The sequence below is a fragment of the Marinomonas sp. CT5 genome, assembly GCF_018336975.1.
Taxonomy (GTDB): Bacteria; Pseudomonadota; Gammaproteobacteria; order Pseudomonadales; family Marinomonadaceae; genus Marinomonas.
This window is the reverse complement of the sequence record NZ_CP025572.1, coordinates 369,552-394,192: the sequence shown is the minus strand read 5'-3', so window position 1 is coordinate 394,192 and position 24,641 is coordinate 369,552. Positions and strand designations below refer to the sequence as shown.

General features: G+C 46.7%; 25 protein-coding genes. 9 read left to right on the top strand and 16 right to left on the bottom strand.

Going from position 1 to position 24,641, the window contains the following annotated elements; genetic code table 11:
• Positions 1-21: 21 nt before the first annotated feature.
• The 5 genes from C0J08_RS01885 to C0J08_RS01870 form a co-directional block, all read right to left on the bottom strand.
• Positions 22-1,053: a FecCD family ABC transporter permease gene (locus C0J08_RS01885; protein ID WP_212654449.1), complete on the bottom strand. Its 1,032-nt coding sequence runs from the start codon at positions 1,051-1,053 to the stop codon at positions 22-24.
• Positions 1,046-2,056: a FecCD family ABC transporter permease gene (locus C0J08_RS01880; protein ID WP_212654448.1), complete on the bottom strand. Its 1,011-nt coding sequence runs from the start codon at positions 2,054-2,056 to the stop codon at positions 1,046-1,048. Before C0J08_RS01880 ends, C0J08_RS01885 begins: the two co-directional genes overlap by 8 nt.
• A 7-nt stretch (positions 2,057-2,063) precedes the next feature.
• The gene (locus C0J08_RS01875; protein ID WP_249344475.1) at positions 2,064-2,939 is read right to left on the bottom strand and encodes an ABC transporter substrate-binding protein; all 876 of its coding nucleotides are present in this window, start codon (positions 2,937-2,939) and stop codon (positions 2,064-2,066) included.
• On the bottom strand, positions 2,929-3,084 hold the full coding sequence (locus C0J08_RS22600) for a hypothetical protein (RefSeq protein ID WP_249344473.1): 156 nt from the start codon (positions 3,082-3,084) through the stop codon (positions 2,929-2,931). Before C0J08_RS22600 ends, C0J08_RS01875 begins: the two co-directional genes overlap by 11 nt.
• Before the next feature lie 185 nt (positions 3,085-3,269).
• Complete coding sequence (locus C0J08_RS01870) at positions 3,270-4,103, bottom strand: AraC family transcriptional regulator (protein ID WP_212654446.1); 834 nt, start codon at positions 4,101-4,103, stop codon at positions 3,270-3,272.
• A 236-nt stretch (positions 4,104-4,339) separates the two neighbouring features.
• Here C0J08_RS01870 and C0J08_RS01865 point away from each other — a divergent pair, with 236 nt between their 5' ends.
• From C0J08_RS01865 to C0J08_RS01845, 5 genes are all read left to right on the top strand, one after another.
• Positions 4,340-5,488, top strand: coding sequence for an ornithine cyclodeaminase family protein (locus C0J08_RS01865; protein ID WP_212654445.1), 1,149 nt, complete (start codon positions 4,340-4,342; stop codon positions 5,486-5,488).
• A 45-nt stretch (positions 5,489-5,533) separates the two neighbouring features.
• On the top strand, positions 5,534-5,956 hold the full coding sequence (locus C0J08_RS01860; protein WP_212654444.1) for a RidA family protein: 423 nt from the start codon (positions 5,534-5,536) through the stop codon (positions 5,954-5,956).
• A gap of 32 nt (positions 5,957-5,988) precedes the next feature.
• Positions 5,989-7,281: an NAD(P)/FAD-dependent oxidoreductase gene (locus C0J08_RS01855; protein ID WP_212654443.1), complete on the top strand. Its 1,293-nt coding sequence runs from the start codon at positions 5,989-5,991 to the stop codon at positions 7,279-7,281.
• A 55-nt stretch (positions 7,282-7,336) separates the two neighbouring features.
• The gene (locus tag C0J08_RS01850) at positions 7,337-8,731 is read left to right on the top strand and encodes an APC family permease (protein WP_212654442.1); all 1,395 of its coding nucleotides are present in this window, start codon (positions 7,337-7,339) and stop codon (positions 8,729-8,731) included.
• 153 nt (positions 8,732-8,884) lie between these two features.
• Positions 8,885-9,964, top strand: a complete 1,080-nt coding sequence (locus C0J08_RS01845) for a methyl-accepting chemotaxis protein (RefSeq protein WP_212654441.1) — start codon at positions 8,885-8,887, stop codon at positions 9,962-9,964.
• 38 nt (positions 9,965-10,002) lie between these two features.
• On the opposite strand, the gene C0J08_RS01840 is transcribed toward C0J08_RS01845, so the two are convergent.
• The 7 genes from C0J08_RS01840 to C0J08_RS01810 all read right to left on the bottom strand — a co-directional run bounded on the left by C0J08_RS01840 (position 10,003) and on the right by C0J08_RS01810 (position 17,798).
• On the bottom strand, positions 10,003-10,368 hold the full coding sequence (locus tag C0J08_RS01840) for a cupin domain-containing protein (RefSeq protein ID WP_212654440.1): 366 nt from the start codon (positions 10,366-10,368) through the stop codon (positions 10,003-10,005).
• Positions 10,369-10,683: 315 nt separating this feature from the next.
• Positions 10,684-11,910, bottom strand: coding sequence for an allantoate amidohydrolase (locus C0J08_RS01835; RefSeq protein ID WP_212654439.1), 1,227 nt, complete (start codon positions 11,908-11,910; stop codon positions 10,684-10,686).
• Complete coding sequence (locus C0J08_RS01830) at positions 11,910-13,130, bottom strand: pyridoxal-phosphate-dependent aminotransferase family protein (protein WP_212654438.1); 1,221 nt, start codon at positions 13,128-13,130, stop codon at positions 11,910-11,912. The genes C0J08_RS01835 and C0J08_RS01830 overlap by 1 nt, the downstream gene beginning before the upstream one ends.
• A 9-nt stretch (positions 13,131-13,139) precedes the next feature.
• The gene (locus C0J08_RS01825; protein WP_212654437.1) at positions 13,140-13,958 is read right to left on the bottom strand and encodes a sulfite exporter TauE/SafE family protein; all 819 of its coding nucleotides are present in this window, start codon (positions 13,956-13,958) and stop codon (positions 13,140-13,142) included.
• A gap of 14 nt (positions 13,959-13,972) precedes the next feature.
• On the bottom strand, positions 13,973-15,610 hold the full coding sequence (locus C0J08_RS01820) for a gamma-glutamyltransferase family protein (protein WP_212654436.1): 1,638 nt from the start codon (positions 15,608-15,610) through the stop codon (positions 13,973-13,975).
• 6 nt (positions 15,611-15,616) lie between these two features.
• Complete coding sequence (locus C0J08_RS01815) at positions 15,617-16,831, bottom strand: amidase (RefSeq protein ID WP_212654435.1); 1,215 nt, start codon at positions 16,829-16,831, stop codon at positions 15,617-15,619.
• Positions 16,832-16,979: 148 nt separating this feature from the next.
• Positions 16,980-17,798 (bottom strand): MurR/RpiR family transcriptional regulator, encoded by an 819-nt coding sequence (locus tag C0J08_RS01810; RefSeq protein ID WP_212654434.1) that lies wholly within the window; start codon positions 17,796-17,798, stop codon positions 16,980-16,982.
• Positions 17,799-18,152: 354 nt separating this feature from the next.
• Between C0J08_RS01810 and C0J08_RS01805 the strand changes: the two genes are divergently transcribed.
• Genes C0J08_RS01805 through C0J08_RS01790 form a run of 4 tightly spaced genes read left to right on the top strand, consistent with a single transcriptional unit; the run spans position 18,153 to position 21,015 of the window.
• Complete coding sequence (locus tag C0J08_RS01805; protein WP_212654433.1) at positions 18,153-18,944, top strand: transporter substrate-binding domain-containing protein; 792 nt, start codon at positions 18,153-18,155, stop codon at positions 18,942-18,944.
• A 9-nt stretch (positions 18,945-18,953) separates the two neighbouring features.
• Positions 18,954-19,616: an amino acid ABC transporter permease gene (locus C0J08_RS01800; protein ID WP_212654432.1), complete on the top strand. Its 663-nt coding sequence runs from the start codon at positions 18,954-18,956 to the stop codon at positions 19,614-19,616.
• A gap of 33 nt (positions 19,617-19,649) precedes the next feature.
• Entirely contained in the window at positions 19,650-20,300 is a 651-nt protein-coding gene (locus tag C0J08_RS01795) for an amino acid ABC transporter permease (RefSeq protein ID WP_212654431.1), read from the top strand.
• A complete protein-coding gene (locus tag C0J08_RS01790; protein WP_212654430.1) occupies positions 20,287-21,015 on the top strand; it encodes an amino acid ABC transporter ATP-binding protein in 729 nt (242 codons plus the stop codon). The genes C0J08_RS01795 and C0J08_RS01790 overlap by 14 nt, the downstream gene beginning before the upstream one ends.
• 77 nt (positions 21,016-21,092) lie before the next feature.
• On the opposite strand, the gene argE is transcribed toward C0J08_RS01790, so the two are convergent.
• The 4 genes from argE to C0J08_RS01770 are packed head-to-tail and all read right to left on the bottom strand — an operon-like array spanning position 21,093 to position 24,636.
• On the bottom strand, positions 21,093-22,265 hold the full coding sequence (gene argE, locus C0J08_RS01785) for an acetylornithine deacetylase (RefSeq protein ID WP_212654429.1): 1,173 nt from the start codon (positions 22,263-22,265) through the stop codon (positions 21,093-21,095).
• Positions 22,258-22,932, bottom strand: a complete 675-nt coding sequence (locus C0J08_RS01780; protein WP_212654428.1) for a DUF1028 domain-containing protein — start codon at positions 22,930-22,932, stop codon at positions 22,258-22,260. The genes argE and C0J08_RS01780 overlap by 8 nt, the downstream gene beginning before the upstream one ends.
• 11 nt (positions 22,933-22,943) lie before the next feature.
• Entirely contained in the window at positions 22,944-23,363 is a 420-nt protein-coding gene (locus C0J08_RS01775) for a RidA family protein (RefSeq protein ID WP_212654427.1), read from the bottom strand.
• A gap of 13 nt (positions 23,364-23,376) precedes the next feature.
• Positions 23,377-24,636 (bottom strand): flavin-containing monooxygenase, encoded by a 1,260-nt coding sequence (locus tag C0J08_RS01770; protein WP_212654426.1) that lies wholly within the window; start codon positions 24,634-24,636, stop codon positions 23,377-23,379.
• Positions 24,637-24,641 lie beyond the last annotated feature (5 nt).

Sequence of the window (24,641 nt, the reverse complement as noted above, 5' to 3'; positions counted from 1 at the left end):
AAAATTCCAATGACTAACGACTCAGAAGCGCTGTCGATAGAGTAAATAAATGAAGAATGGCGCACCAATAGCTGACACAAAAACGCCTGCCGGTATATCCAAAGGCTGGAACAGCAAACGACCACAAAGATCAGCCAACATGACTAAACAAGCGCCAATCAATGCAGAGGTTGGCAACAAAAGCGCAAAGCTTCGAGCAACAAAACGTCGAGCGATATGTGGCGCGATCAACCCCACAAAACCTACTGCACCAGCATAAGCAATCGCGGGAGCGGCCATTATCACGCTCAAAAATAACAACCCTAAACGCAAACGCTGCACAGAGACACCCAGCCCAGTGGCCAGTGAATCACCCAGTTCTTGTGTATTCACACGACGCGCCACATAAAATGCCAAAGGCCATGTCATCAGCAACCAAGGCAGTAAAGCTTGTACTTCAACCCAGCTGGCACCATACACACTCCCCGTCAACCAAATATACGCACTGATACTTGTCGAAAGCGGGCTGGCGGCAATGACAAACGTCGTCACGGCGCCCATGACCGAAGAAATACCAATACCCACTAAAACCAGTCGCATAGGAGTTACACCACGACGCCAAGCAAACGAATAAATCAGCAAGGCTGCTAGTAATGCCCCCGCAATAGCAAAAATAGGCAACCAAGCAATCCCCATCGTCGCCGCAAAGAAAGATAGAAAGGCCACGGCGGCAGCCGAAGCCCCACCAGTAATACCGATAATGTCTGGGGAAGCCAGCGGGTTTCGAATCATAGATTGCAACACCAAGCCAGATGAGGCCAAAGCGGCTCCCACCATCGCCGCCATCAGAATTCGAGGCAAGCGTAGTGTCTCTACCACAAACTGCGAAGCCTGATCACCATGACCTAACAGCACTGCAAACACCTCAGGCAAAGCAATAAACTCTTTACCTAACGTTAAAGAAAGAAAAATAATCGCTAAAAAGAAAACAAAGAGAATAAGCATCGACCACAAAGACGCAATCGGAGTCGAAAAAGAAAACAAGCGATGTCGAACCTTGAAAAACTTACTCACGCTTGCCACCTTTGCGTGCCAGATAAATAAAGAAAGGCGCCCCCAAAATAGCAGTTGTAACCCCTATTGGCACTTCTTCAGGCATGATCACAAAGCGACTCACCACATCTGCACACAATAATAAAATTGCGCCCCATAACGCGCTTAATGGAATCAACCATTTATGATCATGACCCACCACAGCGCGCACCATATGTGGCACTATCAAACCGATAAAACCAATGCTACCACCCAATGCAACAGAACCACCGGCCAAACCAATAATCAATAAGCTAAGCACGACTTTGATGAAGACTGTGTTCTGGCCCAAACCTTTCGCTATGTCATCACCAGACAACAAAATATTGATCTGCGGTGCCGTCAACATGGCCAACACAATACCCACAATAAAAGCCGGAATTAATGGCATGACCATAGACAAATCACGGCCCGACACAGAACCCGCCACCCAAAACAACACGCTGTCCAGACCTTCTTGACCAATCACCAGAATACCTTGGGTAAACGCCATAAATAGCGCCGAAATCGCGGCACCGGACAACACAATACGCACTGGAGACAAGCCATCCCGACCTAACGTCCCTAAGCCATAGACTAGCGCCCCAGCGACACCCGCTCCCAAAAAGGCCAGCCATAAAAAAGTAGTCAGAGAGGTAACCGAGAAGAAAGTTGAAAACAAAACAATGGCAAACACCGCCCCTGAGTTAACGCCAAAAATGGAGGGGGATGCGAGAGGATTACGGGTTAATGCTTGCATTAAAACGCCCGCCACGGCCAAAGATGCTCCCACCAAACAGGCAACCAAAGCACGAGATAAACGCGTAGTGCGGACAATTACCTGATCAATTGAGTTCGGGTCATAGGACCAAAATGCTGACCAAATCGATTTGCTTGAAACCACGTATTGTCCATAAGCCACACTGCCTGTAAAAGAAAGGGCCAGACAAAGCAAGGACAAAACCACCAGTCCCCATTTACACTTACGGCTTGAAATTAAAGGCATAGAAGTACTAGCGCTCAGCCTTAGGTACTTGGAAAATTTGATACAGCTGATCAAGGATATGATTTGCCCCTAGGATGCCTCCCGACAACAACCAAGCAACATTGTCTACTTCATACACTTGATGGTTTTTCGGCGCTTTGAGCATTTTCCATAATGGGTAATTCCGCCATGCATCATAATTCTGTTTCACCGCCACATCATTGGAATGCAGAATGATAAAAAACACATCGGCATCGACACTGGGCAAGGCTTCTTTGGTTTTTAGCTTAACTCCCCAACCATTTTTATTCGGCATAGGAAACTTAAAGCCTATTTCCTTTAGCACCACACCAGGAAAACTTTGATTCAAATATAGGCGTAAATGATCAGCACGAATATTCAGAATCGCTGCGGTTAGTGGCCAGTTCGCTTGACGTTTCTTAATGTCATGGTGAAAGTTCGAAATACGTTGCTGGAATTCCTCCCAAACCTTCTTGCCTTTCTCTTGTTTATTCAAAGCCTCAGCGGTTAAGTCTAAAGTGGTTTTAAAATCATAGACATTCTCTGCCATTACGGTTGGCGCAATCTTCGATAATTGGTGATAAATCTTTTCATGACGTGACTTGGTGCCGATGATCAAATCTGGTTTCAATGACACAATCGCTTCTAGGTTGGGCTGGGTCTCCAACCCCACATGAGCCACGCCTTGCAATGCTTTACGCAAGTACTTATAAGTTGGCTTTTCCTCCCATGAATCCACTACCCCCACAGGCGTCAATCCCAATGCCACAACAGAATCCGTTGCGCCTTGAAACAAGGTCACCACTCGCAAAACTTTTTTAGGAACCTTAGCACTCCCCATGGCATGGGAAATCTCTCTATAAGCATCACTGTCATTGTCCATAGCCATTGCCTGATTTACAGGTACTAGCATCAACCAAAACGCTGTCAGCAGAAATGCCCATTTTTTTACTTGATTTACCATCATGTTGAAGTGCTTCCTTCCATCGTTCTTCGTTAACCAATAGCGGCGCTGAAATTGTAAACATCAAAAACACTTATAATAACAATTATCATCCTCATAATCATTAACCATAAATGAAATGATAGAAGTCCCCATTAATTACAAGTGAAAAAAGAGAGAGCGCGAAAAAAAAGATCAGAATAAATTAACGATGACGAGAAGGGATTGCACAAGGTTTGTGCGATACAGCAATAAATGTCTTACCAAAGCTCAATAATAGCGCAAGCGTCCAACATAGGTTTCTTGTTTAACGCGCTGTAAGTAGTCTAATGGCGTGACACTAACCAGTTTTTTGAATTCTCTTAAAAAGTGGGCTTGGTCACTGAAACCGAGATCACAAGCCAGATCGGAAAAGGCGACCCCCTTGCTGTGATTAATATCGTAAACAGCAGACTGACAACGAATAATTCGGCTGAAGGCTTTTGGAGACATACCCATATCCGCACGAAATTGACGCTGAATGGTTCGCGTTGTGTAGCCTGTTGTCTCTGCTATATCCTGTATTTGAATATTGCCTTTATGGATAAAAATCTCATCCATCGTCTGCAAGGTTAATATAGAAGGTTTTCTAGCACATTGATTCATATAAAATTTTTCGAATAGTGCGACCTGATCTGCAAATACATCACTTTGGACAATTAGTTCAAAGAAATGACAAAACTTAGGTGCCACATCTAATAGATTCAACTGATGCTCAATAAGCTCATTGGCTGACACATCCAAAAAATCCGGTATCACGCCTGGCGCAAACCTCACACCAAAATATCTATGATTAGGAAGAAACTCTGCATTGGAGGCTGACAATGTCGTACCGCATACTTTGGCAGAAGGCCGGAATTCATCACAATCAAACAAAATATCCACACAGCCATCAGGAATGGCCAACACGTGCTCTGTTAAAACATCCGTTTCAAAACTGTAGAAATGAGAAATACTAGGAATATCAGAGTGATACAGCAAAAAATCCTGAGCCGCACCCAATACAAACCAAGGTTGTTTGGAGTGAATTCCTGACACTCGATCGTACACAGAATCTTTCAACATGACCCGCACCTGTTTACCAAAATGACCATAACAATCTTTTGGTTTTGCAAACCAGATGCCAATTCTGTCGCGATAAATATCTATTTCATCGTGTCGCAAAAATTCAATACGGAAAAAATCTAAGCTTCTAGGATCAAAATCATCCGCTGCCTAGCAAAGCTCTCCATATGCGAAAAAACAACGTGAGCCAAGCACGGAAACACCCAACTTTTCTCCAACTTTATTAAGGTGATGTTATGTCTACAACTTCTGAAAACACGAATATCGATTTTATTTATCTCTCTGAACAAGACATGATTAAAGCAGGCGTGATGGATATGCCCCAATGCGTAGACACCATGGATGAGATGTTTACTCTGTTGTACAAAGGTGACTACCGAATGGCTGGGCCAAACAGCGATTCCCACGGCGCCATGATCACTTTCCCTGACGAATCACCGTTTCCAACTATGCCAAAACCGACCGCAGACCGCCGCTTAATGGCGATGCCTGCTTACCTTGGTGGAGACTTCCAAACATCCGGCGTGAAATGGTATGGGTCAAACATTGAGAACCGCGAAAAAGGCTTACCACGTTCAATCCTGATGTTCATCTTAAGTGACACAGATACTGGCGCGCCATTGGCCTACATGTCAGCCAACCTACTTTCTGCTTACCGTACCGGTGCGGTTCCAGGCGTTGGCGCACGCTATCTTGCTCGCAAAGATTCTAAAGTCATCGGTCTACTTGGGCCAGGCGTGATGGGGAAAACAGCGGTTGCAGCTTTTATGGCCGTTTGCCCTGACATCGATACGATTAAAGTGAAAGGGCGCGGACAAAAAAGCCTTGATGTCTTTATTGAATGGGTTAATGAAACCTTCCCACAAATCACCAATGTTCAGGTTGTCGACACCTTAGAAGAAGTCGTTCGTGGTTCAGACATAGTGACCTACTGCAACTCTGGTGTAACCGGTGACCCGTCCACTTACCCAATTGTAAAACGCGAATGGGTAAAACCAGGAACCTTCCTTGTTATGCCGGCTTATTGCAGCCTAGATGATGGCATGGAACAAGACGATGTGCGTAAAGTACTCGATAACACTGGCCTTTACCAAGCCTGGTACGAAGAAGTGCCAAAGCCAGCTCACAACTACATTCCTCTGCCCGGTGTGCGCTTCATGGACATGATCGCGGAAGGCAAAATCACATTAGATGATTTAGAAGACATTGGAGAGATCACTGCCGGAGAAGCACCTGGCCGCAAAAATGATGAAGAAATCATCATTATGTCAGTTGGTGGCATGCCAGTAGAAGATGTGGCTTGGGCAACTAAGGTGTATCGCAATGCAATCGAACAAAACATTGGCGTGAAGTTAAACCTTTGGGAAACACCAGTTTTACGATAATCACAACGCTTTTTACTTCGAAGATTACATTTTAGGAAAACCATCATGACCAAAATAGTAAAAGTCAAAACAGGTTCAAAACTAGAAGAAATAAGCAGCTACTCGCGTCTAGTATGCGTCGACAATTGGATATTTGTGTCCAATACGGCTGGCCGCAACCCTGAGACAAAAGAAATTCCAGACGATGTATTGGAACAAACTCACCAAGTATTCAGCAACGTTGAAGCAGCACTTAAAGCGGTTGGTTCAAGTCTTGCAGATGTGGTGATGTCGCGAGTTTTTATCCAAGACCCAGCAGACACTGAAGCCGTCATGACGTTAATTGGTGAAAAATTCCGTGGCATCGACCCTGCCACTACGGTGACCTGTCCACCACTTGGTTCAACTATCTACAAAATGGAGTTGGAAGTGACCGCTTTCCGCGGCGCCTCTAACGCAGACGTTGAAGTTATTAATACCGCCAAATAAAACATTATTGTGCCTAATTTAGGATACGAGCCATGACAAAAACACTTGATGCAGTGCATACAACCGACCAGTTACCTGAATCCACAAGCGTGGTTATTATTGGCGGTGGTGTAATTGGTGTAACAGCCGCATTAACGTTAGCTGAGCGGAATATTCCAGTGGTCTTGATTGAAAAAGGCCACATTGCTGGAGAGCAATCGTCACGCAACTTGGGCTGGATACGTAAAACCAGCCGTCATTTTGAAGACGTTCCCCTGGCCTTGGCAGCCGATAAGCTTTGGGCAGAAATGCCAGAACGTATTGGCCAATCTGTTGGTTACAAACAATCTGGCATAATGTTTTTAGCGAAAACGGAAGAGCAAATGGCCATGCATGAAGGCTGGTTGAAATCCGTCGATTCCCTTTCGCTAGACTCAAAAATGCTCAGTTCGCAGGAAATAGACCAACATGTTCCAGGTGGAGAAGGCAAATGGAAAGGTGGCATTTACACACCTTCCGACGGTCGTGCCGAGCCCTCCATTGCTGTTCCCGCGATGGCCAAAGCCGCTATTGAAAAAGGCGCCATCCTAGTGCAAAACTGCGCCGTTCGAACCCTTTCAACTTCCGCTGGCAAGATCAGTGGCGTGGTCACAGAAAAGGGTGAGATACGCTGCTCACAAGTTTTGCTGGCTGGCGGTGCATGGTCTCGTCGTTTTTTAGGCAATCACGGTATTTCCTTACCGACTCTGCCATTGGTTTGCTCCGTACTAAGAACCAAACCAATGGATGGCCCCACCGACATTGCCGTCGGTGGGCCAGACTTTTCGTTTAGGAAACACAAAGATGGCGGCTTCATCATCACTCAACGAGGTGCTTTGGATGCTCACATCACTCTAGATCATTTACTTATTGGCTGGCGCTACCTTAGCCAACTTCGCGCCCAACGTAGCTTTTTACGCACCTCGTTTGGACGCGAATTTTTCAAAGATCTTGGACTAGCGCGGCGCTGGACGGCAAACAGTCGTTCACCGTTTGAGAAGATCCGCACCATGGACCCGGCAGCTAATCCAGACCTTAATCACGAAGCCCTCACCAACCTACGCAACGCTTGGCCGATCTTTAACCAAGCACAAATAGAAGAGGCTTGGGCTGGTGTGATTGATGTAACACCCGATTCAAACCCTGTTATTGACCATATCGAAGATATCCCCGGATTGACGATAGCCACTGGCTTTTCAGGGCATGGATTTGGTACTGGGCCAGCGGCAGGACAACTGGCAGCAGACCTTGTGTCTGGAGTTGGCCCTCTCATAGATCCCAAACCATATCGGTTTGCAAGACTATGAAAATAAAAGAGAGTTGAAATCGTAATAACGTTTTACTCACATGAGGAACAAAGGCATGAACGATATCACAAATGTAGGAACAATAATGACAGCTGACAAATCAGCGACAAAAATCCAAAAACTAGGTTTACCCACCATGATGGCTATCTGTATTGGCTTAGTCATTGTGCAAGGTTCAATGATTTCAGCATTACAAGGTATCGGGATCGGTGGCATGGGCTTTATCTTTGCCATGATAACCGCCTTAATCTTGGCGCAATTCAATGCCATGAGCTTTGCTGAATTATCACTAATGTTCCCAGAAGAAGGAACACTGGCAACCTATACGCAAAAGGCCATAGGACACTTTCCAGCCATTGTGTCCGTGTTTGCAGGCTACGTCGTCGTTGCCGTACTGGCAATCCCAGTAGAAATGTTTCTGGTCGATGCCATGCTGAGTCAGCTACTACCTGGCCTCTTACCAGAAAAGATCGGTCCTTTACTTATCTTGTTGCTTTTCACTGCAACCAACCTAATAGGCACAGACGTATTTGCACGTATACAAAACGTTCTCGCATTTATCTTAGTTAGTGCGCTTATCCTAACAGGCGTTGTGGCTATTTCTGGCGCCAGCGAACCTCATCCAGTGCTTTCTGGAGCCACTGTTGATTGGGGGTTTGCGGGCGTATTGGATGGCAGCTTTATCGGTTTAGTAGGTTTAGCCTTGTGGACTATGGTTGGGGTAGAATTCATTTGCCCTATGATTAAAGAGGTAAAAAATCCTCATCAAAACATTCCGCGTTCTATGCACTTATCCTTGTTCATGATCTTCTTCATATTTGCTGCTTTTGTGTATGGAGCAAGCCTGTATCTCAACGTGGATGAGCTCGTTGGCTCGCCTCTGCCTTTCTTGGACTACGCCAATGCCGTATTTGGTAAAAGTGGATTGATCATTGCGACGGCCATGGGCTTAGCCGCAACATGTTGCACCATGAACACGGTACTTGCTGCTGTTCCAAGAATGTTGCAAGGCATGGCTGAACAAGGCCAAGCTTTCCCACAACTAAAAGCGAAAAACCGCTTTGATGCACCTTGGGTTGGCATTCTAATGATCACTGGCTTAACAACCATTCCATACTTTGGGTTAGGCATTGAGTCACTTATCACGCTTGTTATTGCGGCGACCACCAGCTGGCTTTTGGCTTACATCGTAGCCCATATTAATGTCATCGTATTGCGTAAGCGTATGCCTGATCACCCTCGTCCATACCGCACACCTTTCTACCCATTACCACAAATTTTGGGGATTGCGGCCATGCTGTATGTTGCCTTGAACAACTCGCCTTCACCAGAAATGACTGAAATGGTGTACAGCATCACTGGTGGTATATTGCTGGTATTGTGTGTGATTGGCGCAATCTGGGTGAAGCTTTTCATGAAGCGTGGTTTGTTTGAGCCTGACTCAAAATAAATCACTATATTGATCTACCAGCGCTGCCCTAAACAGCGCTGGTATTTTTTTCAATTGGAATTTTTACCCTACTAACACTGCTTGCTAATTATTTACACAATTGGTACTTTTTTTGCTAAATAGATAATTCATTCTCAACGCTCCAAATAAGGAATGCCTATGTGGTTGAACAAAAAGCGCTTCCAAGCCTTAGAAAGTGAGTTAACTCAAGCAACCGCTGAAAAGCAGGCTCTTGAAACAAAAGTATCGGAGCTGACCGCGACCATTGAGTCGCTCAGGAACGAATCCTCTAAATCGCCTACCACTCAACTCGACAAACGTTTTTTCCTGCCACAAAGAAACATCAACCAAGAATCCTTTGATGCCATAAATCAAGTGTTAGAACTCTTATTCGAGCCCATGAGTGCGGCAGAAGGCAGCAATACAGACATTGAGAAAAACAAAGCGGACATTAACCAACTCTCGACGTCACTCAATGACATTGCCGGCCAAACGCAACTCAGCCTAGAAGATGTTAATGGACTGAAAGATATTGCCAATGAAATCAAAGGTTTTACCAACACCATCCAAAGCATCTCAGAACAAACCAACTTATTAGCACTCAACGCTGCTATCGAAGCCGCAAGGGCGGGAGAGCATGGCCGAGGCTTTGCCGTGGTAGCCGATGAAGTCAGAACCTTGGCCACCAAAGCCAAAGATTCCAGCGAACAGATTTCCGCCTTGGTAAATCGTATCGATAACCGTACGATCAAAGTTAGCCAGCAGATCGAAAAACTACATGAAAATACGTTAAGCGTTAGCCAAACCTGTGAAAACCTCAATCACTCGTTCAACAAAACCGCCGAAAGCACACAAGGCCTCATGGAAGCGAGCTATAAATCCATGGCATATTCTCACGTTTCCGCATCATTGCTGGAACTGAACAACTGGCAAACAAACTGCCTGATCAATGTCATTACAGGTAAGGACACCATGATGAACGTGCGCGAAACGGCCGTCGCAGATTGGTACTTCAATGGCACAGATAACGAATTCGATTTTAGACATACGTCTAGCTTCGTCAGCATGGCGAGCGAGTTCGAGCAATTGGATGCATTGGCACAGACCATGCTGCAAACCAGCCCCAGCGATATTGAGAAATTAGTCCAGCTACAAATGGAAATGGAAAAGCATATCAATGGAATAAATCAGCGACTAAAAGAATCGCAAACCTATTTATTCTCTCATTTATAAGCAAAGGGCATTGCGCCCTTTGCTTTTTTCACCTGTCTTTAAAACACCACATCGTCTGGCACAGTGACAAAAATCGAGTGCCTTACTTCATTAAATAACGCTTTGCTGCAATGGCCTTCGCCTTCTGTATCTTCAAGCAAGACCACATCCCCTGCACCGAATTGACGAGTTTCACCTGAAGACACCTTAAACTCACAACGTCCCTTGATGATGAAGAGAAACTGACGCTGTGGCGCTGGATGCCATTTAAAATCGTAATCACTTGGGGTTTCACGGAAAATCATCTCACCCACCGGAAAACGCTCAGACAAAAAACCAATGGCACCACCATCGCGAACATCCAGATTTATCTCGCCAAAATGGCTTTTGCCTTGATCGTCGTTAAAAATGCGCGTGAATTTCATCAAGTATTCCTCTATTTATCGTAAACCATAAGCCTCCATGCAATTCAATTGGCTTGCGTATTGTCTCGTTCCTCGACACGTCAGCGCCAATTAAACGCATGGAAGCTTTTAACCAAAGAAGGCTAGCTCCCCAGAATAACGTGAAAGCGATTCTGCAACCGCCTACTCACTGAACCCAGAATCACGCCAGAGCGATTCTTCGAGCCTGCTGGGGGAGCGAGGCGTGATACTGGGTAAAGTACAGAAGGAGCGAGGCGTGATTCTGGATAAAGTACAGAAGGAGCGAGGCGTTATGCTGAGTCGCCATAAAAAACGTTAGGCCAAATTCTGTAATGTGTGGTTCAACACCGCCAAGGTCACCGCCACATCTGGCGTATCGATGGCTTCTGCAGGATGATGACTAATGCCTTTATCGCAACGCATAAACAGCATTGCCACAGGGCAAATATCCGCAATCGCCATGGCATCATGACCCGCTCCTGAGAACAAGGTATGAACAGCCATACTTTGCGCTTCAATGGCGCTGCGAAGTTTGCCTTGCAGTTTTTCGTCGCAATGAACCGCATTGGCGGCATGAGTGGCTTTGCGTTCAACACGGACATTCCGGCGAGCCGCAATGGTCTCTAATTCCTGCAAAATTTCATCCAGAGCCACATCGCGTTTGTCATCAAATTCGCTACGAATATCCAGAGAAAATCCTGTGTTACCCGAAATCACGTTCACACCATTAGGACGATTCTGAATACGACCTACTGTAGCCACAATGCCATGCTGCTGTGCGACTTTCTCTATTGCCAAAATCATTTCACTGCTGGCACAAAGTGCATCCTGTCGCAGATTCATTGGAACCGTGCCTGCGTGCCCCGCCATACCAGTAACATTGAACTCGAAGCGTTTCGCCCCTGCGATGGCGCTCACGACACCGACGGGCAAATCCAAACTTTCTAATACTGGCCCTTGTTCAATATGTAACTCAAGATAACCAAGCAAGTTGTCTGTCGAAATGGCGGCATTAGGAATGTTCGCAAAGTCCGAACCAAAGTCTTTAAGGGCTTGTGACAAACTAATGCCATCACTGTCCGTCAAATCCGCCCAACTCTCAGGCCATTGCCCCGTCAAAGCACGACTTCCCAACAAAGTAGAACTAAAACGCGTGCCTTCCTCATCCCCGAATCCCACCACATCAAGATGAAATGGCAAACGGATTCCCGCTTGTTGCATAGCACCGATCAAAGTCACCGGCGTGATAACCCCCAGCATGCCATCGTATTGACCGCCATTTGGCACCGTATCCAGATGACTGCCCATGATAAAACGAGGTGCTTGTGGGTCTGCGGCTTCCCAGCGCCCCCAAAGGTTACCAGCTTCGTCCTGCCAGGTGTGCATACCTGCTTCTTGCATCCAGCCGCCCACCAGTCCATTGGCTTGTTTGTGTTCCTTGGTGAGATAGCGACGATCTAGGCAATCGTCGCTTTGACTGATTTTGCCAAGTTCGTCACAGCGGTCCATAACCCGCTGAGCGAGATTGTTGCAATCAATCATTATTTATCTCCATTGTAGACAGCCATTGCTGCGTCTACCGCTGCGCCAGCAGGTAACGCAAAGCCAGCGCGACGAAGTACGGTTTCCAGTGACTGCAAAGTATGCAACACCGCATCTTGGCGAGCGTTGTAGCCCATGGTGCCAATACGCCACACCTTGCCTTTTAATGGACCAAAGCTGGTGCCGATTTCGATATTAAAGATGTTCAATAAATCGTGGCGAACTTGCTCACCATTTACCTGCTCTGGAATATTAACGCCAACCACGTTGCTCATCTTGTGTTTGAGATTTCCGAACGGCTGCAAGCCCATCGCAATCACACCTTGCAACATAGCGTTACCAGCCAATTGATGGCGTTTAATCACTGCATCCTGACCTTCGCTAAGCAATTGGATCGCACACTCGCGGGAGCCAAACAGCATGGTAGCGGCTTCCGTATGGTGGTTCAGACGCTCTTCTCCCCAGTAATCCATAATCATAGGTAGATCAAAATAGTTAGAGCGAATACGAAGACCTGCTGACTCTTGATGATGAGCGTCACGAATCCCTGCTTCCACATGAGCACGCTTGCGTACGCAAGACACAAAACGATCGCTCAAGGTGATCGGTGCGCTGCCAGACGGCCCACCCAAACACTTTTGCAAACCAACAGACACCGCATCGATTTTCCATGCGTCCACTTCCAACGGGTTGCCACCAATTGATGCCGTGGCATCGGTGTAGAACAACACATCGTGAGCGCGACAAATATCACCCAATTCTTCCAAAGGTTGGAACATAGTGGTGGAAGTGTCACCCTGAACAATCGCCAATAACTTAGGCTGTACTTTCTTGATGGCGTCTTCGATTTGCTGAGGATCAAACACGTCCCCCCAAGGCACTTCGATGGTGTGAACTTCCGCATCGGCGCGTTCAGCAATTTCCGCTAACAAGTGACCGAAACGACCAAAAATAGGGATCAATACTTTATCGCCCGGTTCCAAACAAGACACCAAAGTGGCTTCGATACCCGCTCGAGACGTGCCATCGATCAGAAAAGTTTGCTGGTTCTGAGTATTAAAAACACGACGATACAATTCCATGACTTCGTTCATGTAGCTGGTCATGCTTGGGTCGTATTGCCCCACTAACTGAGTCGACATCGCTGACAACACACGTGGGTAACAATTAATTGGGCCGGGGCCCATAAGAAGTCTTGGCGGCAATGAAAGTGGCTGCATAATAATCTCCTAACCTAAAACTTGATAAAGCATTTTGATGCCAGTGAAGATCAACACGACAGCAAAGACTTTCTTCAATTTAGACGCGTCTAAACGATGCGCTAACCCTGCGCCAACGGGAGCAAATAAAACCGTCAATGGAACGATACAAGCCACACCAATCAAGTTAACCAAACCCACTGTGCCATAAGGCGCATCAACAGGACTTTGACCAAAAATCAGCATGGTTAATGCCGCTGGCAATGAAATGATCAGACCAACGGCGGCCGCTGTGCCCACGGCGCGATGAGCTGGGTAGTTACAAAATGTTAGAGTCGGCACTGTCAGCGTACCGCCACCAATGCCCACCATAGAGCTGAAAAAGCCAATGCAAGTGGCCATTACGCTTTGCCCTGCACTCCCAGGTAAGGATTTGAATACACTGTCTTTTTTGCCTAATAACATATTCAATGCAGACAAGGTGGCAATGATACCAAACAACAAAGACAACCATTCCCCTTCCACTCGAGTCACCACAAAACTTCCCACCATCACACCAGCGAAGATGAAAAAGCCCCAACGTTTCAGCAAATCGAAATCCACATTACCTTTGGCCTTATGGGAACGGATCGAACTGATTGAAGTAGGAATAATGGTAGCCAGAGAAGTCGCCGTCGCCACCAACATGGCTGAATCCGCACTCACCCCCAAACCTTGATACAAGAAATACAACACAGGCACGATAACAATACCGCCGCCAACGCCTAACAAACCGGCTAAGATTCCACCGACTACACCCGTTGCCATCATGGCGAGAATCATGGAATAGTTTTCCATTATGAATGACATGTTTCTGTTTGCTCCTAAATGAGATTATTACGAATAAAATGACTGTCGATAGCCAAGCCATCACTGCGTGGATCTGTCGCGGCTTCGGTGTGACCTTCGTTATGAAGCACCACAGCACCGGCATGACCCATTAATTCATTACACGAATCAACGACCACTAAATCGTGACCGCGATTAACCAATTCTTCAGCGACCATATCGGCAAAATCCCTTTCGATTTTCAAATTATGGCTGACATCCCCCCAAGTACGACCCAGCAACCAACGGCCTTCGCTGATGGCTTGCGCCAATGGCATTTGGTGATAAACATAACGACTGAATAATGCCGCTTGAGTTTGTGGCTGACCTTCGCCACCCATGGTGCCGTAACTCATACGACGACCATCGTTCAACTCAGCAAACGCTGGATTCAAGGTGTGAAAGGGTTTTAAATTCGGCCCCAGCTCTTGCAAAGAACCTTCTTCAAGAGAAAATGACGAGCCACGGTTGTTCCACACAATGCCAGTAGAAGGACTGACTACACCACTGCCAAATTCCCAGTACAAACTCTGAATGTAACTGACCATACGGCCTTCGCTGTCACACGCGCCCATCCAAATGGTGTCGCCATGTTTGGCTTGATGTGGCCAAGCTTGTGCCCGTTCTAAGGCGATCTCGTGGCACATCTTTTCTAGCTGATCACTCTCTAGCAAGGAGGATAAATCCATGGCTAAACGCGATTCGTCTGTGACAAATTCATTGCGCGCGATAAAGGCTTGTTTGGTACATTCAATCAACAAGTGCGCCATGTCTGTGGCGCTTTTCCCTTGCGTATACAACTTGTCATACAAGGCCAAAATCAATAAAGACGCGATACCTTGCGTGGGCGCTGGCAAGTTATAAAGCGAGCCAACACTGGTTTTGACCTGCAACGGCTCAACCCGTTTTGCTTGATAAGAATGAAAGTCTGTTAAACGAATCGGAGACCCTGCGGTCGCCAAATCTTTCGCTAAGCGCTCGGCAATATCGCCCTGATAAAAATCGTCCAGCCCTTTTTCTGCCAACTGCTCTAGCGTTTGCGCCAGGGCAGGCAAGGTCAAAACATCACCTTTTTCGTATAGGCCACCCTGCTTTAGAAATGTCGAAGCAAAGCATTGAACGCTGACCAAATCAGCAAAGGTTTTGTTGCTCGCATCAAGGTAGGTTTTGGTGACTGCACTGCCGTTTTTCGCTAACTCAATAGCGTCTTTTAATAGGTCCGTTAAGGGCATGTTTTGTGCGTTGGAGGCAGCTTGCCACGTTTGACTGACGGCCAAGGCTTCTTGCCAGCCAGCCACAGCACCCGCCATAGTCAAAGCTGCTTTGCCACCTCGCGCTGGAATGCTGTCGTGGCCGCAATAAAAATCCAATGTCGCCAATGCGGCTGATTTTCCAGAAGCATCAATGCCAATAGGTGTTTTACCCGGTTCACTAATCAACCAAAAACCATCGCCGCCCAAGCCATTCATATGGGGATACACCACGGCAATCGTCGCCGCAGCCGCCACCATGGCTTCTATCGCCGTGCCACCTTGCTCAAGGATTTTCTGTCCTGTTTCGGTGGCTTTAAAATGGGGAGCAGTAAACGCAATGTCGTTCTTTTTCTCAGCATTATTGGGTTTCAAAGTACTCACAACACGTTACTCCATTAAGGTTTTTGCGAACTCAATCAGCGCCATATCAGTGCCTTTTGAACCTACTAAAGACAAGCCACAAGGTGCACCATCTAAACGACAAACCGGTAAATGCAATTGCGGCAGTCCAGCCAGTCCAGCAATGGCGGTGATGTCCATTAACTGGTTGCGATAAGCCGCCAATTCATCTTCCGCCGCATCAAACAAAGGCGCTAAACCGGGAGTAGTTGGGATAATCAACACCGCCCCTTCGATTTCCTGTTCTAACCAATCAACGAATCGCTGTCTTTGTTGCTGCGCGGTCGCCACATCGGCTGCCGAAATGCTTTTCGACCAATCAAAACGAGATTGAATGTCTGGCGCAAATACCGCCGAGGCATTAACGCCCTCGAGGTTTTCTAGACTCTTAATCCATTTGCCATGTTCGTGCCAGATTTCTGCGCCCTGCAATGTTCGAAAGGTTTCACTGGTTTTCCAGGCTTTGGTATCGATAACGATGGAAGACTCTTTGGCAAGACAACCTTGATCACGCCAAGTTTGCAGCTGAGCATTAATTTCTTTTCCATGCGCTACTTGATCGATTAAATTCTTAACTATCAAGATGTTATTAAATTTTTTAGGGGGTTTGCTTTTAAGTAAAACGCTAGCTATTTTCGCTAATGTATCTAAATCTCTGGTCAGCCAACCCACCGTATCGAAAGAAGGCGCAAGTGCGACCATGTTGTCGACGGGTATCACACCATGAGTGGGGCGCAAGCCAAATAAACCGTTATAACTGGCTGGGACACGAATCGAGCCCCCTGTGTCTGTGCCTAATCCGATGTCAACCAGATCCGCCGCCACAGCCACCGCCGAACCCGATGACGAGCCGCCTGGGAGACGATTTGGTGTCACTGGGTTTGAGGGTGTTCCATAATGAATATTTTGTCCATTTAGACTGTATGCCAACTCATCGGTAATGGTTTTGCCTGAAAAAATAGCCCCTTGATTCAGCAAAGCGCTCACGCTGGAAGCTGTTTTTGTTGGAATGGGATGAGTAGCCAGCCAAGTTGGATTGCCTGCGGAAGTGGGCAGCCCTGCCATATGAAACAAATCTTTCACCGCCAGACGCAAACCGCTTAACGGCAAAGCAGGATCAACTGGTGATGAGTCACTATAAGCCGTTTCGCTCGATGCTGAATCTAATGTAAGAAAGGGATCTTGTACCATGAAATGTTTCATATGTCCTCCGCTTGATTAGCACATATGAAACAATCGTTTCACAACCCTGTCAACTGAAACGAAAAATAAATCTCTTTTTTCTGCCGACCTGTCGCAAACAGTGTGGGTGTATTTAACAAAGTATTACCGAGCGCAATAGTCGTAGCCGTTAAGGCTCCAATTCATCCAAATCCTCATACAAGGCCGAAATCGCCTGCGTCTGACGACTAGCGGCATCGCCCAAAAAGCCAAACACTCGGTTGCACAGCATGGAAATCAAACTCATTGGTGCAGCATAGCTGTCAAAAGGACTTTCATTGCCAAGATGGCACACCAACACATGAGACACTTGTTGGTTGTAGACTTGCCCAGTTGGGTCGGTAATCAAGACGGTGGTTCGACCTTCAAGCGCTTCCACGATTTTTTTGAACTGGCGGGTACGGCGTCTAAAGCCGAGCAAGACAATCACTTCATCGTCAAGAATATCGTGAAGATCCTCGCCTAGGGTTTGCCCTGGTTGTGGTAATAGGCGCACAGAATGACGCACTTGTTGCAGCTGCTGGCGAAAATGCAGCGCCAGTGGATAAGCATTACGAAAACCAATTAAAGTCACGCGACTGGCTTTGGCTAATCGTTCACTGATGTCGTTTAGGGTTTCTGGTCGCAAGCCTTCAAAGGTCAAGGACAAGTTTTTGAGCTCTTGGGCTGTTTGGTCTAACGACGAGCCTTGGGTGAATATCGGCACACCGCTTTCGCGCAAGGCCAATTGCGCTTGTTTCGCCCCTTGTTGTGAATCATAACCAAGCTGACGAAAGAAACGACTCACCGTCGCTTTTGACGTATTGGTGTTTTCGGCAATCTCTGCGGATGTTTGACTCACAATCGCCAAGGGATTTTGTTGTAAATAGTTCGCTATGGATCGCGCTGAAGGAGACAGGGTTGGGTAAGTCTGCTCGATCAGGGATAGCACATCCTGCTTTGTCGCCACGTATGAACCTCTATTGGGAAATATTTTGCTCTACGGTAATAGATTATCATTAAGCTGCCAACTTAGTTTATCGCTTTCCCACCAGACAACTCACTGAGCCATAAAAAAACACGGCCAGAGCTAATAGCGCACCAAAAAAACCACCTCGCCCCATATTGGCGCATAAAATACAGCTCAAAATCATCAATTCCTCAAATAGTTTTTATAAGTGCATCGGCTTGCGTCTAGAGTTAAGTATGGTATTTGCCGTTATTTGTTACACAAATCAATAGATAAGAAACTTTTGTTTCATGTTGGCATGGGTGTTGCAAATTGCGTTTCAGGCATTCACTAAACAAATAGGAACCCTCACCCATGAAAAGATTGACCAAACTACTCAGTAAAACCCTGATCATCGCTGCTGGATTCAGCGCACTAAATGCAACGGCTGATGTATTACAAGACATAAAAGATCGTAACCTGATTCGTATTGCGGTCCCTCAAGACTTCCCTCCGTTTGGCTCAATTGGCACCAATTTGAAACCACAAGGTATCGATGTGGACATGGCTAATTACATTGCAGACGAGATGGGCGTAAAAATCGAAATAATCCCAGTGACAAGCGCAAACCGCATTCCTTACCTACAAACGAAAAAAGTCGATTTGGTTATTTCGAGTCTTGGCAAAAACCCAGAGCGCGAAAAAGCCATCGACTTTTCGACACCATACGCTCCTTTCTTCCTTGGCGTATTTGGCTCTAAAGATGTATCTGTAAACAAAATTGAAGAACTAGCGAATAAAACAGTGGGCGTAACACGCGGTTCGGTGGAAGATTTGGAGCTGGAAAAAAATGCACCAAAATCCGTCAATGTTCGTCGCTTTGAAGACAACAACACGACCTTGACCGCTTACCTTTCTGGCCAAGTTAACTTGATCGCTACCGGTAACTTGGTTGCCGCTGAGATCGCAAAACGTCAACCAAAACGTGCTCCTGAAAACAAATTCATGCTGAAAAACTCTCCTTGCTATATCGGTATGGCAAAAGGCGAAACAGCTCTACAAGCGAAAGTTAATGAGCTCATTAAAGCGGCTTTAGCATCGGGTGAACTAAACGAGATTTCAATGAAGTGGTTAAAAGCTCCATTACCTAAAGGCTTCGGCGCATAAGGTTTCGCTATGTTGTATTTCTCAGATCTTTTGCAATACAGCGACGTGTTCTTAAGTGGTTTAAAAACCACGGTTGAACTCACTGTACTGACGACGATCTTGGGTGTGATATTGGGTACGGTCTGCGCGACCGTACGCCAATACGGCAACCGAGCCAGTCAACGCATCGTCAGTGTGTATGTCGAGCTTATTCGTAACACGCCCTTTATTGTCCAATTGTTTTTTATCTTCTTTGGTTTGCCTGCCATTGGCGTGATGTTAACACCATGGCAAGCCAGCATGATTGCACTGACCATTAACCTTGGTGCTTATAGTACAGAAATCATTCGAGCGGGCCTTGCGAGTATTTCCAAAGGTCAGATGGAAGCGGCAAAAGTGTTGGGGCTTAACTTTCGCCAAACCCTAACTCGCGTGATTTTCATTCCAGCGTTTGAAAAAATTTACCCTGCGCTCACCAGCCAATGCATCATCGTTATGCTGGGGTCAGCGGTAATTTCACAAATTTCCGTACAAGACTTAACTTACGCAGCCAACCTTGTGCAATCTCGAAACTTCCGTGCTTTTGAAAGCTATTTAGTTACCGCCTTGCTCTATCTTGGCTTATCGATTCTGCTGAGATTTGCTTTTAATGCCTTAGGAAAACGCCTATTTGCTTATCGAACGTCCCATTAAAAAGCATTCAATAAGTAAAATGAGGGAAACTCAATGATCGAATTTTCTAACTACGACATTCTGCGCAATCTGATGTTTGCGACACAATGGACGATTTTATTATCACTCGCAGCGTTTATAGGTGGCACAACGGTCGCATTGGCCTTAACCGCCATGCGTTTGACACGTAACCCAATCCTGCAGCGCATCGTAAAAATTTATGTGGAACTCTTTCAAGGCACACCACTATTGATGCAGATGTTCTTGTGCTTCTTTGGTTTGTCTATGTTGGGTTACGAAATCTCAGCATGGAGCGCCGCTATTTTGTCACTGACATTTTTCACCAGTGCCTTTCTAGTAGAAATCTGGCGTGGCTGTATCGATACATTGCCAAAAGGCCAATGGGAAGCCAGCCGCTGTTTGGGCTTGAGCTTCTTACAAACCTTGCGTTTTATTATCTTGCCACAAGCGATTCGTGTCGCGACGGCACCAACGGTCGGTTTTTCTGTTCAGGTAATTAAAGGCACGGCCTTGGCATCGGTGATTGGTTTTGTGGAGCTAACGAAAGTAGGCACCATGTTAAACAATGCCACCTTTGAACCCTTCAAAATATTCACCCTAGTCGCTCTTATTTATTTTGTACTTTGTTATCCATTGTCTTTGTACAGCAAGCATCTGGAGAAAAAATTCAATGTCTCTCGTTAACTTACATCAAGTCCATAAATACTATGGCGAACACCATGTGCTAAAAGGCATTGATCTCGATATCAAAGCGGGCGAAGTGGTGTCTATCATCGGCAAGAGTGGTTCAGGTAAAAGTACTCTATTGCGCTGCATTAATGGCTTGGAGCAATACCAAGACGGCGGTATTACGGTTGATGGAAAAGAGGTCACCAGTGAAGACATTCAAGTACGTCGCCTTGCACTGAGTGTTGGAATGATCTTCCAAAACTTCAATCTTTTCCCACACATGACAGTGGGCGAAAACGTCATGCTCGCACCGACGATCGTGTTAAAGAAAAGCAAAGCCGAAGCTGAAAAAACGGCCCGTGCCATGCTAGAAAAAGTAGGACTGGCCGAAAAATTCGACAGTTTTCCAGAAAAACTATCCGGTGGACAGCAACAACGTGTCGCTATTGCCCGCGCTTTAGCCATGTCACCAAAAGTCCTACTGTGCGATGAAATTACGTCTGCACTCGACCCTGAACTGGTTGGCGAAGTATTAAAAGTGCTCGAACAACTGGCAGAAGAAGGCATCACCTTAGTACTGGTGACCCATGAAATGAACTTCGCCCGCGATGTTGGTAGCCGAGTAGTCTTCATGCACCAAGGCAAAGTCTGGGAACAAGGGGATTCTAAAACGCTGTTATCTAACCCGCAGACCGATGAACTGAAACAATTTATCGGTGCGGTGCTTTAATTCTCGAAACGACTGATGAATACAAAAAAAAGCCTGCGTGTTTTATACAAACACGCTGGCTTTTTTAGTAGGTATTGTTACTCAGTAGTCAGCCAGTCACATAGGTTTTGCAACATTTTCGAGCATTGTTGTATTTGCTCAATAGAAACAAACTCATCCGGCTTATGTCCTTGATCCATGCTACCCGGACCACACACCATAGTGGCGACCCCCGCTTCGTCAAAGAGCCCGCCTTCCGTCCCAAAGGCCACCGTTTGAAATGCTTCGCTTTCAGCCCATTGAGCCATCCATTGAGCGAATTCAGACTGTTTATCGGTTAACAGTGGTGGATACGCCGACAAAGCTTCTAGCTCAATCGTCGAGTCCTCTGAAATGGCCTTCATCTTAGGTTCTAACGTCTGCTTAGCGTAGTCGGCTAATGAATCAAATGTTTCTTGTGCGTTGACCCCAGGTAAGTAGCGCATCTCCACATCAAACTGACAGAACTCCGGTACGATGTTCAAAGCAATGCCGCCTTTAATCACCCCAGTTTGCAAGGTACTGTAGGGTGGATCAAAGCGATCGTCCACTTGCTGCTTCAAAGGTTCGGCCAAGGTAGACAGCTGTGAAATCATCTGCGCGGCGTACTCAATGGCGTTGACACCTTCTGGCGCATAGGCGGAATGACACGCTTTACCATGCACCTTACAGCGCATAGCCACTTTACCTTTGTGACCGTACACAGGTTTCATACTGGTCGGTTCACCGATAATGCATAAAGCAGGCTTTTCAAGAGAGGTATTTAGGTGATCAATTAAGCTGCGTACGCCTAAACAGCCAACTTCTTCGTCATAGGAGAAGGCAAGATAGACCGGCATTCTCAATGTTTTCGACTGAAAACTCGGCATCATCGCCAGCACACAGGCGAGATAGCCCTTCATATCCGCGCTGCCTCGACCGTAGTATTTGCCGTCTTGTTCCGTCAATTCAAATGGCTGACAGGTCCATTTCTGACCATCAACAGGAACGACATCGGTATGCCCAGACAGCATCACCCCACCATCGCCAGCAGGCCCAAGTCGAGCATACAAGTTGGCTTTGGTACGTTCGTCGTTATAAATCAGGGTCGATTCCACACCAAGTTTATCAAGGTAGTCTTGGATAAACTCAATCAATTTAAGGTTCGATTCACGACTCGTGGTATCAAAAGACAACAAGGTACTCAACAATGAGCGTACGCTGGCATGATGCGTTTCTTGGGTCTTACTCATCACCTGGAACACCGTAGCTAGGCGCTTTACGAGGATCAAGCGCTCTGGTGACATACGCGTTCATCTGCGGCTCATAGTCTTGCCATAAAGCCATCAGCTCATCGACTGGGTTTTCATCGGCCCAATCAACGCGCAAATCAACGAGCGGCCAAGGATAATCATCCACGACTTTCACTGCCGCAGAATGCTCAGGTCCCGCTTCGCCACCGTGCTGAATACCTGCCTTGAGGGCTTCCAACAAACGGCTTGTTAATTCACCTGTAGCACTTTCAAACCCGGCTACCATGGCATCTATCACGGATGAATCAGACAGCATGTTGCCTGCGGCAACGCAGTTAATGCCTTTCTTCATGTGATGCACACCTAATGTTTCTGTGCCACTGAAACAGGCGGCCTCGCCATTTGCATCAATCACGGTCACTTGTCGATAAGCACTAAAGGTGTCTTGGGCCAAAGCGGCTTTAAGCGCTTGATCCGCCGAGCTGCCTGCACTCAATTGATCGAGCGTTTTTTGCCCTAAGACTGGCAGCGTGATGTTCTGACTAGATACCGCTCCCACACCCGCCATTAACCAAGGACAACGCGCTCCAACCGCAATACTAGAAGAGCTGATCGCAATACCAAATTGGCCCGAATCAGGACAATACGCTGTTATCGATATCGTCATATGAATTCTCCTTATTTATCCGTTTCTGGAATCACGGCAATCACATCAATTTCCATCAACCACTGTGGCTGCGCCAAACCAGCGACCACCAAACCAGTAGAAATAGGAAACACGCCTTTTAACCATTTACCGACTTCACGGTAAACAGGCTCTCTAAACCTTGGATCGGTAATGTAAGTCGTCGTTTTAACGATATGCGATAAGTCACTGCCGGCTTCTTCCAACAACTGCTTAACGTTTTTCATCGCCTGTTCGGCTTGGGCTTGAGGATCCCCTAAACCAACAAGGTTGCCGTCAAAATCCGTTCCAACTTGGCCTCGAACGTAGACAGTATTGCCCGCTACGACAGCCTGACAGAGATCGTTATCAAGGGTTTGATTCGGATATGTCTCTTTTGTATTAAACATTCGGATACGAGTGTGCGTTGGCATAATGCTCTCCCAATTAAGCTTGATCTGGATAATGTTGGTATTGGCGCTGAATGACGATTTGGTCCGCTATATATTTCGCATCGTGCCAGACACCCCAGATAAAGGTTGAACCGCGTCGAGAAAGCCAAGGCAGCCCAAGAAAGTAGATGCCCGCCGCTTTAGATACACCACGGTGGTGATCGGGTTGACCTTTTTCATCAAACGCGTCCACTTCTAACCAGTTATATTCGGTTGAGTAACCTGTCGCCCAAATGATTGAGGTAACGCCAGCTTCACTCAGGTTTAAATCCAGTATCGGGTTGGTCATACAATCTGGATCTTCGAGTAATTGATGAGCTTCTGGCTCTTCAGGGAGATCTAAGCCATTTTTAGCAATATACTCATCCGCTTGGCGCAAAAGAGACAAATAGTTTTGATCCCCTTCGCGGATATTTGTCGCTAGATCAGCACCAAAAATCGCATGATCTCCTTCAAAGGATTGCGTGCGGCCGACTAAATTCATGCCTTCTTTTGCGAGCTTACGGAAATCAATGGTTTTGCCTCCCAAGGCGCCACTAACCGCAATGGTAACGTGCTCTTTTCCAGGCTCATTTGCCGCGGCATCCCACAACCCTAATACACCTAACCACCAGACAAAGTCGCGGCCACGGTAACTACGTGGTGGACGATCATGTGGGCCAACAGAAAGATACACTTTACGACCAGATTGCAGCAGTTCATCGGCGATTTGCACACCAGAAGAGCCAGCACCGACCACCATGACCGCGCCTTCTGGCAATTGCTCAGGGTTACGATAATCAGCAGAATGGATTTGATACAGATCGGGATTTTTGGGTGCGATTGCCGGAATCACAGGCGTTTGAAAAGGGCCTGTCGCGGATACCACGCGCTGAGCTTGATAAACGCCTTCAGAGGTCACCACCTTAAAGCCGCTAACGCCTTGCTCTTGGGTTACGCTGTGAACTTCGACACCGGTATGAACAGGCGCTTCGAATTTTTCCGCATACGCTTCAAAGTAATCTGCAACACTGTCTTTTTTCACAAAGCAGTCTGGGTCGACGTTAGGAAACTCTAGCCCTGGAAAGCGGTCATGCCAAGCTGGCCCATTCGCCACTAATGAATCCCAACGTCGAGTACGCCATGCTTCGGCTATACGACTTTTTTCTAATACAATGTGAGGTACGTTTTGGCGAGTAAGGTGTTCGCTCATAGCGATGCCTGCCTGGCCCGCACCCACAATAAGAGTGTCAATATGTTGGATTTTAGCTGTCATTTATG

What these genes read in the sequence shown, in the direction of transcription:
- C0J08_RS01880 (WP_212654448.1), bottom strand. Translation starts at nt 2,056, where the DNA reads ATGCCTTTAATTTCAAGCCGTAAGTGTAAATGGGGACTGGTGGTTTTG.
- C0J08_RS01875 (WP_249344475.1), bottom strand. Translation starts at nt 2,939, where the DNA reads ATGGACAATGACAGTGATGCTTATAGAGAGATTTCCCATGCCATGGGG.
- C0J08_RS22600 (WP_249344473.1), bottom strand. Translation starts at nt 3,084, where the DNA reads ATGTTTACAATTTCAGCGCCGCTATTGGTTAACGAAGAACGATGGAAG.
- C0J08_RS01870 (WP_212654446.1), bottom strand. Translation starts at nt 4,103, where the DNA reads ATGTTGAAAGATTCTGTGTACGATCGAGTGTCAGGAATTCACTCCAAA.
- C0J08_RS01865 (WP_212654445.1), top strand. Translation starts at nt 4,340, where the DNA reads ATGTCTACAACTTCTGAAAACACGAATATCGATTTTATTTATCTCTCT.
- C0J08_RS01860 (WP_212654444.1), top strand. Translation starts at nt 5,534, where the DNA reads ATGACCAAAATAGTAAAAGTCAAAACAGGTTCAAAACTAGAAGAAATA.
- C0J08_RS01855 (WP_212654443.1), top strand. Translation starts at nt 5,989, where the DNA reads ATGACAAAAACACTTGATGCAGTGCATACAACCGACCAGTTACCTGAA.
- C0J08_RS01850 (WP_212654442.1), top strand. Translation starts at nt 7,337, where the DNA reads ATGAACGATATCACAAATGTAGGAACAATAATGACAGCTGACAAATCA.
- C0J08_RS01845 (WP_212654441.1), top strand. Translation starts at nt 8,885, where the DNA reads ATGCCTATGTGGTTGAACAAAAAGCGCTTCCAAGCCTTAGAAAGTGAG.
- C0J08_RS01840 (WP_212654440.1), bottom strand. Translation starts at nt 10,368, where the DNA reads ATGAAATTCACGCGCATTTTTAACGACGATCAAGGCAAAAGCCATTTT.
- C0J08_RS01835 (WP_212654439.1), bottom strand. Translation starts at nt 11,910, where the DNA reads ATGATTGATTGCAACAATCTCGCTCAGCGGGTTATGGACCGCTGTGAC.
- C0J08_RS01830 (WP_212654438.1), bottom strand. Translation starts at nt 13,130, where the DNA reads ATGCAGCCACTTTCATTGCCGCCAAGACTTCTTATGGGCCCCGGCCCA.
- C0J08_RS01825 (WP_212654437.1), bottom strand. Translation starts at nt 13,958, where the DNA reads ATGTCATTCATAATGGAAAACTATTCCATGATTCTCGCCATGATGGCA.
- C0J08_RS01815 (WP_212654435.1), bottom strand. Translation starts at nt 16,831, where the DNA reads ATGAAACATTTCATGGTACAAGATCCCTTTCTTACATTAGATTCAGCA.
- C0J08_RS01805 (WP_212654433.1), top strand. Translation starts at nt 18,153, where the DNA reads ATGAAAAGATTGACCAAACTACTCAGTAAAACCCTGATCATCGCTGCT.
- C0J08_RS01800 (WP_212654432.1), top strand. Translation starts at nt 18,954, where the DNA reads ATGTTGTATTTCTCAGATCTTTTGCAATACAGCGACGTGTTCTTAAGT.
- C0J08_RS01795 (WP_212654431.1), top strand. Translation starts at nt 19,650, where the DNA reads ATGATCGAATTTTCTAACTACGACATTCTGCGCAATCTGATGTTTGCG.
- C0J08_RS01790 (WP_212654430.1), top strand. Translation starts at nt 20,287, where the DNA reads ATGTCTCTCGTTAACTTACATCAAGTCCATAAATACTATGGCGAACAC.
- argE (WP_212654429.1), bottom strand. Translation starts at nt 22,265, where the DNA reads ATGAGTAAGACCCAAGAAACGCATCATGCCAGCGTACGCTCATTGTTG.
- C0J08_RS01780 (WP_212654428.1), bottom strand. Translation starts at nt 22,932, where the DNA reads ATGACGATATCGATAACAGCGTATTGTCCTGATTCGGGCCAATTTGGT.
- C0J08_RS01775 (WP_212654427.1), bottom strand. Translation starts at nt 23,363, where the DNA reads ATGCCAACGCACACTCGTATCCGAATGTTTAATACAAAAGAGACATAT.
- C0J08_RS01770 (WP_212654426.1), bottom strand. Translation starts at nt 24,636, where the DNA reads ATGACAGCTAAAATCCAACATATTGACACTCTTATTGTGGGTGCGGGC.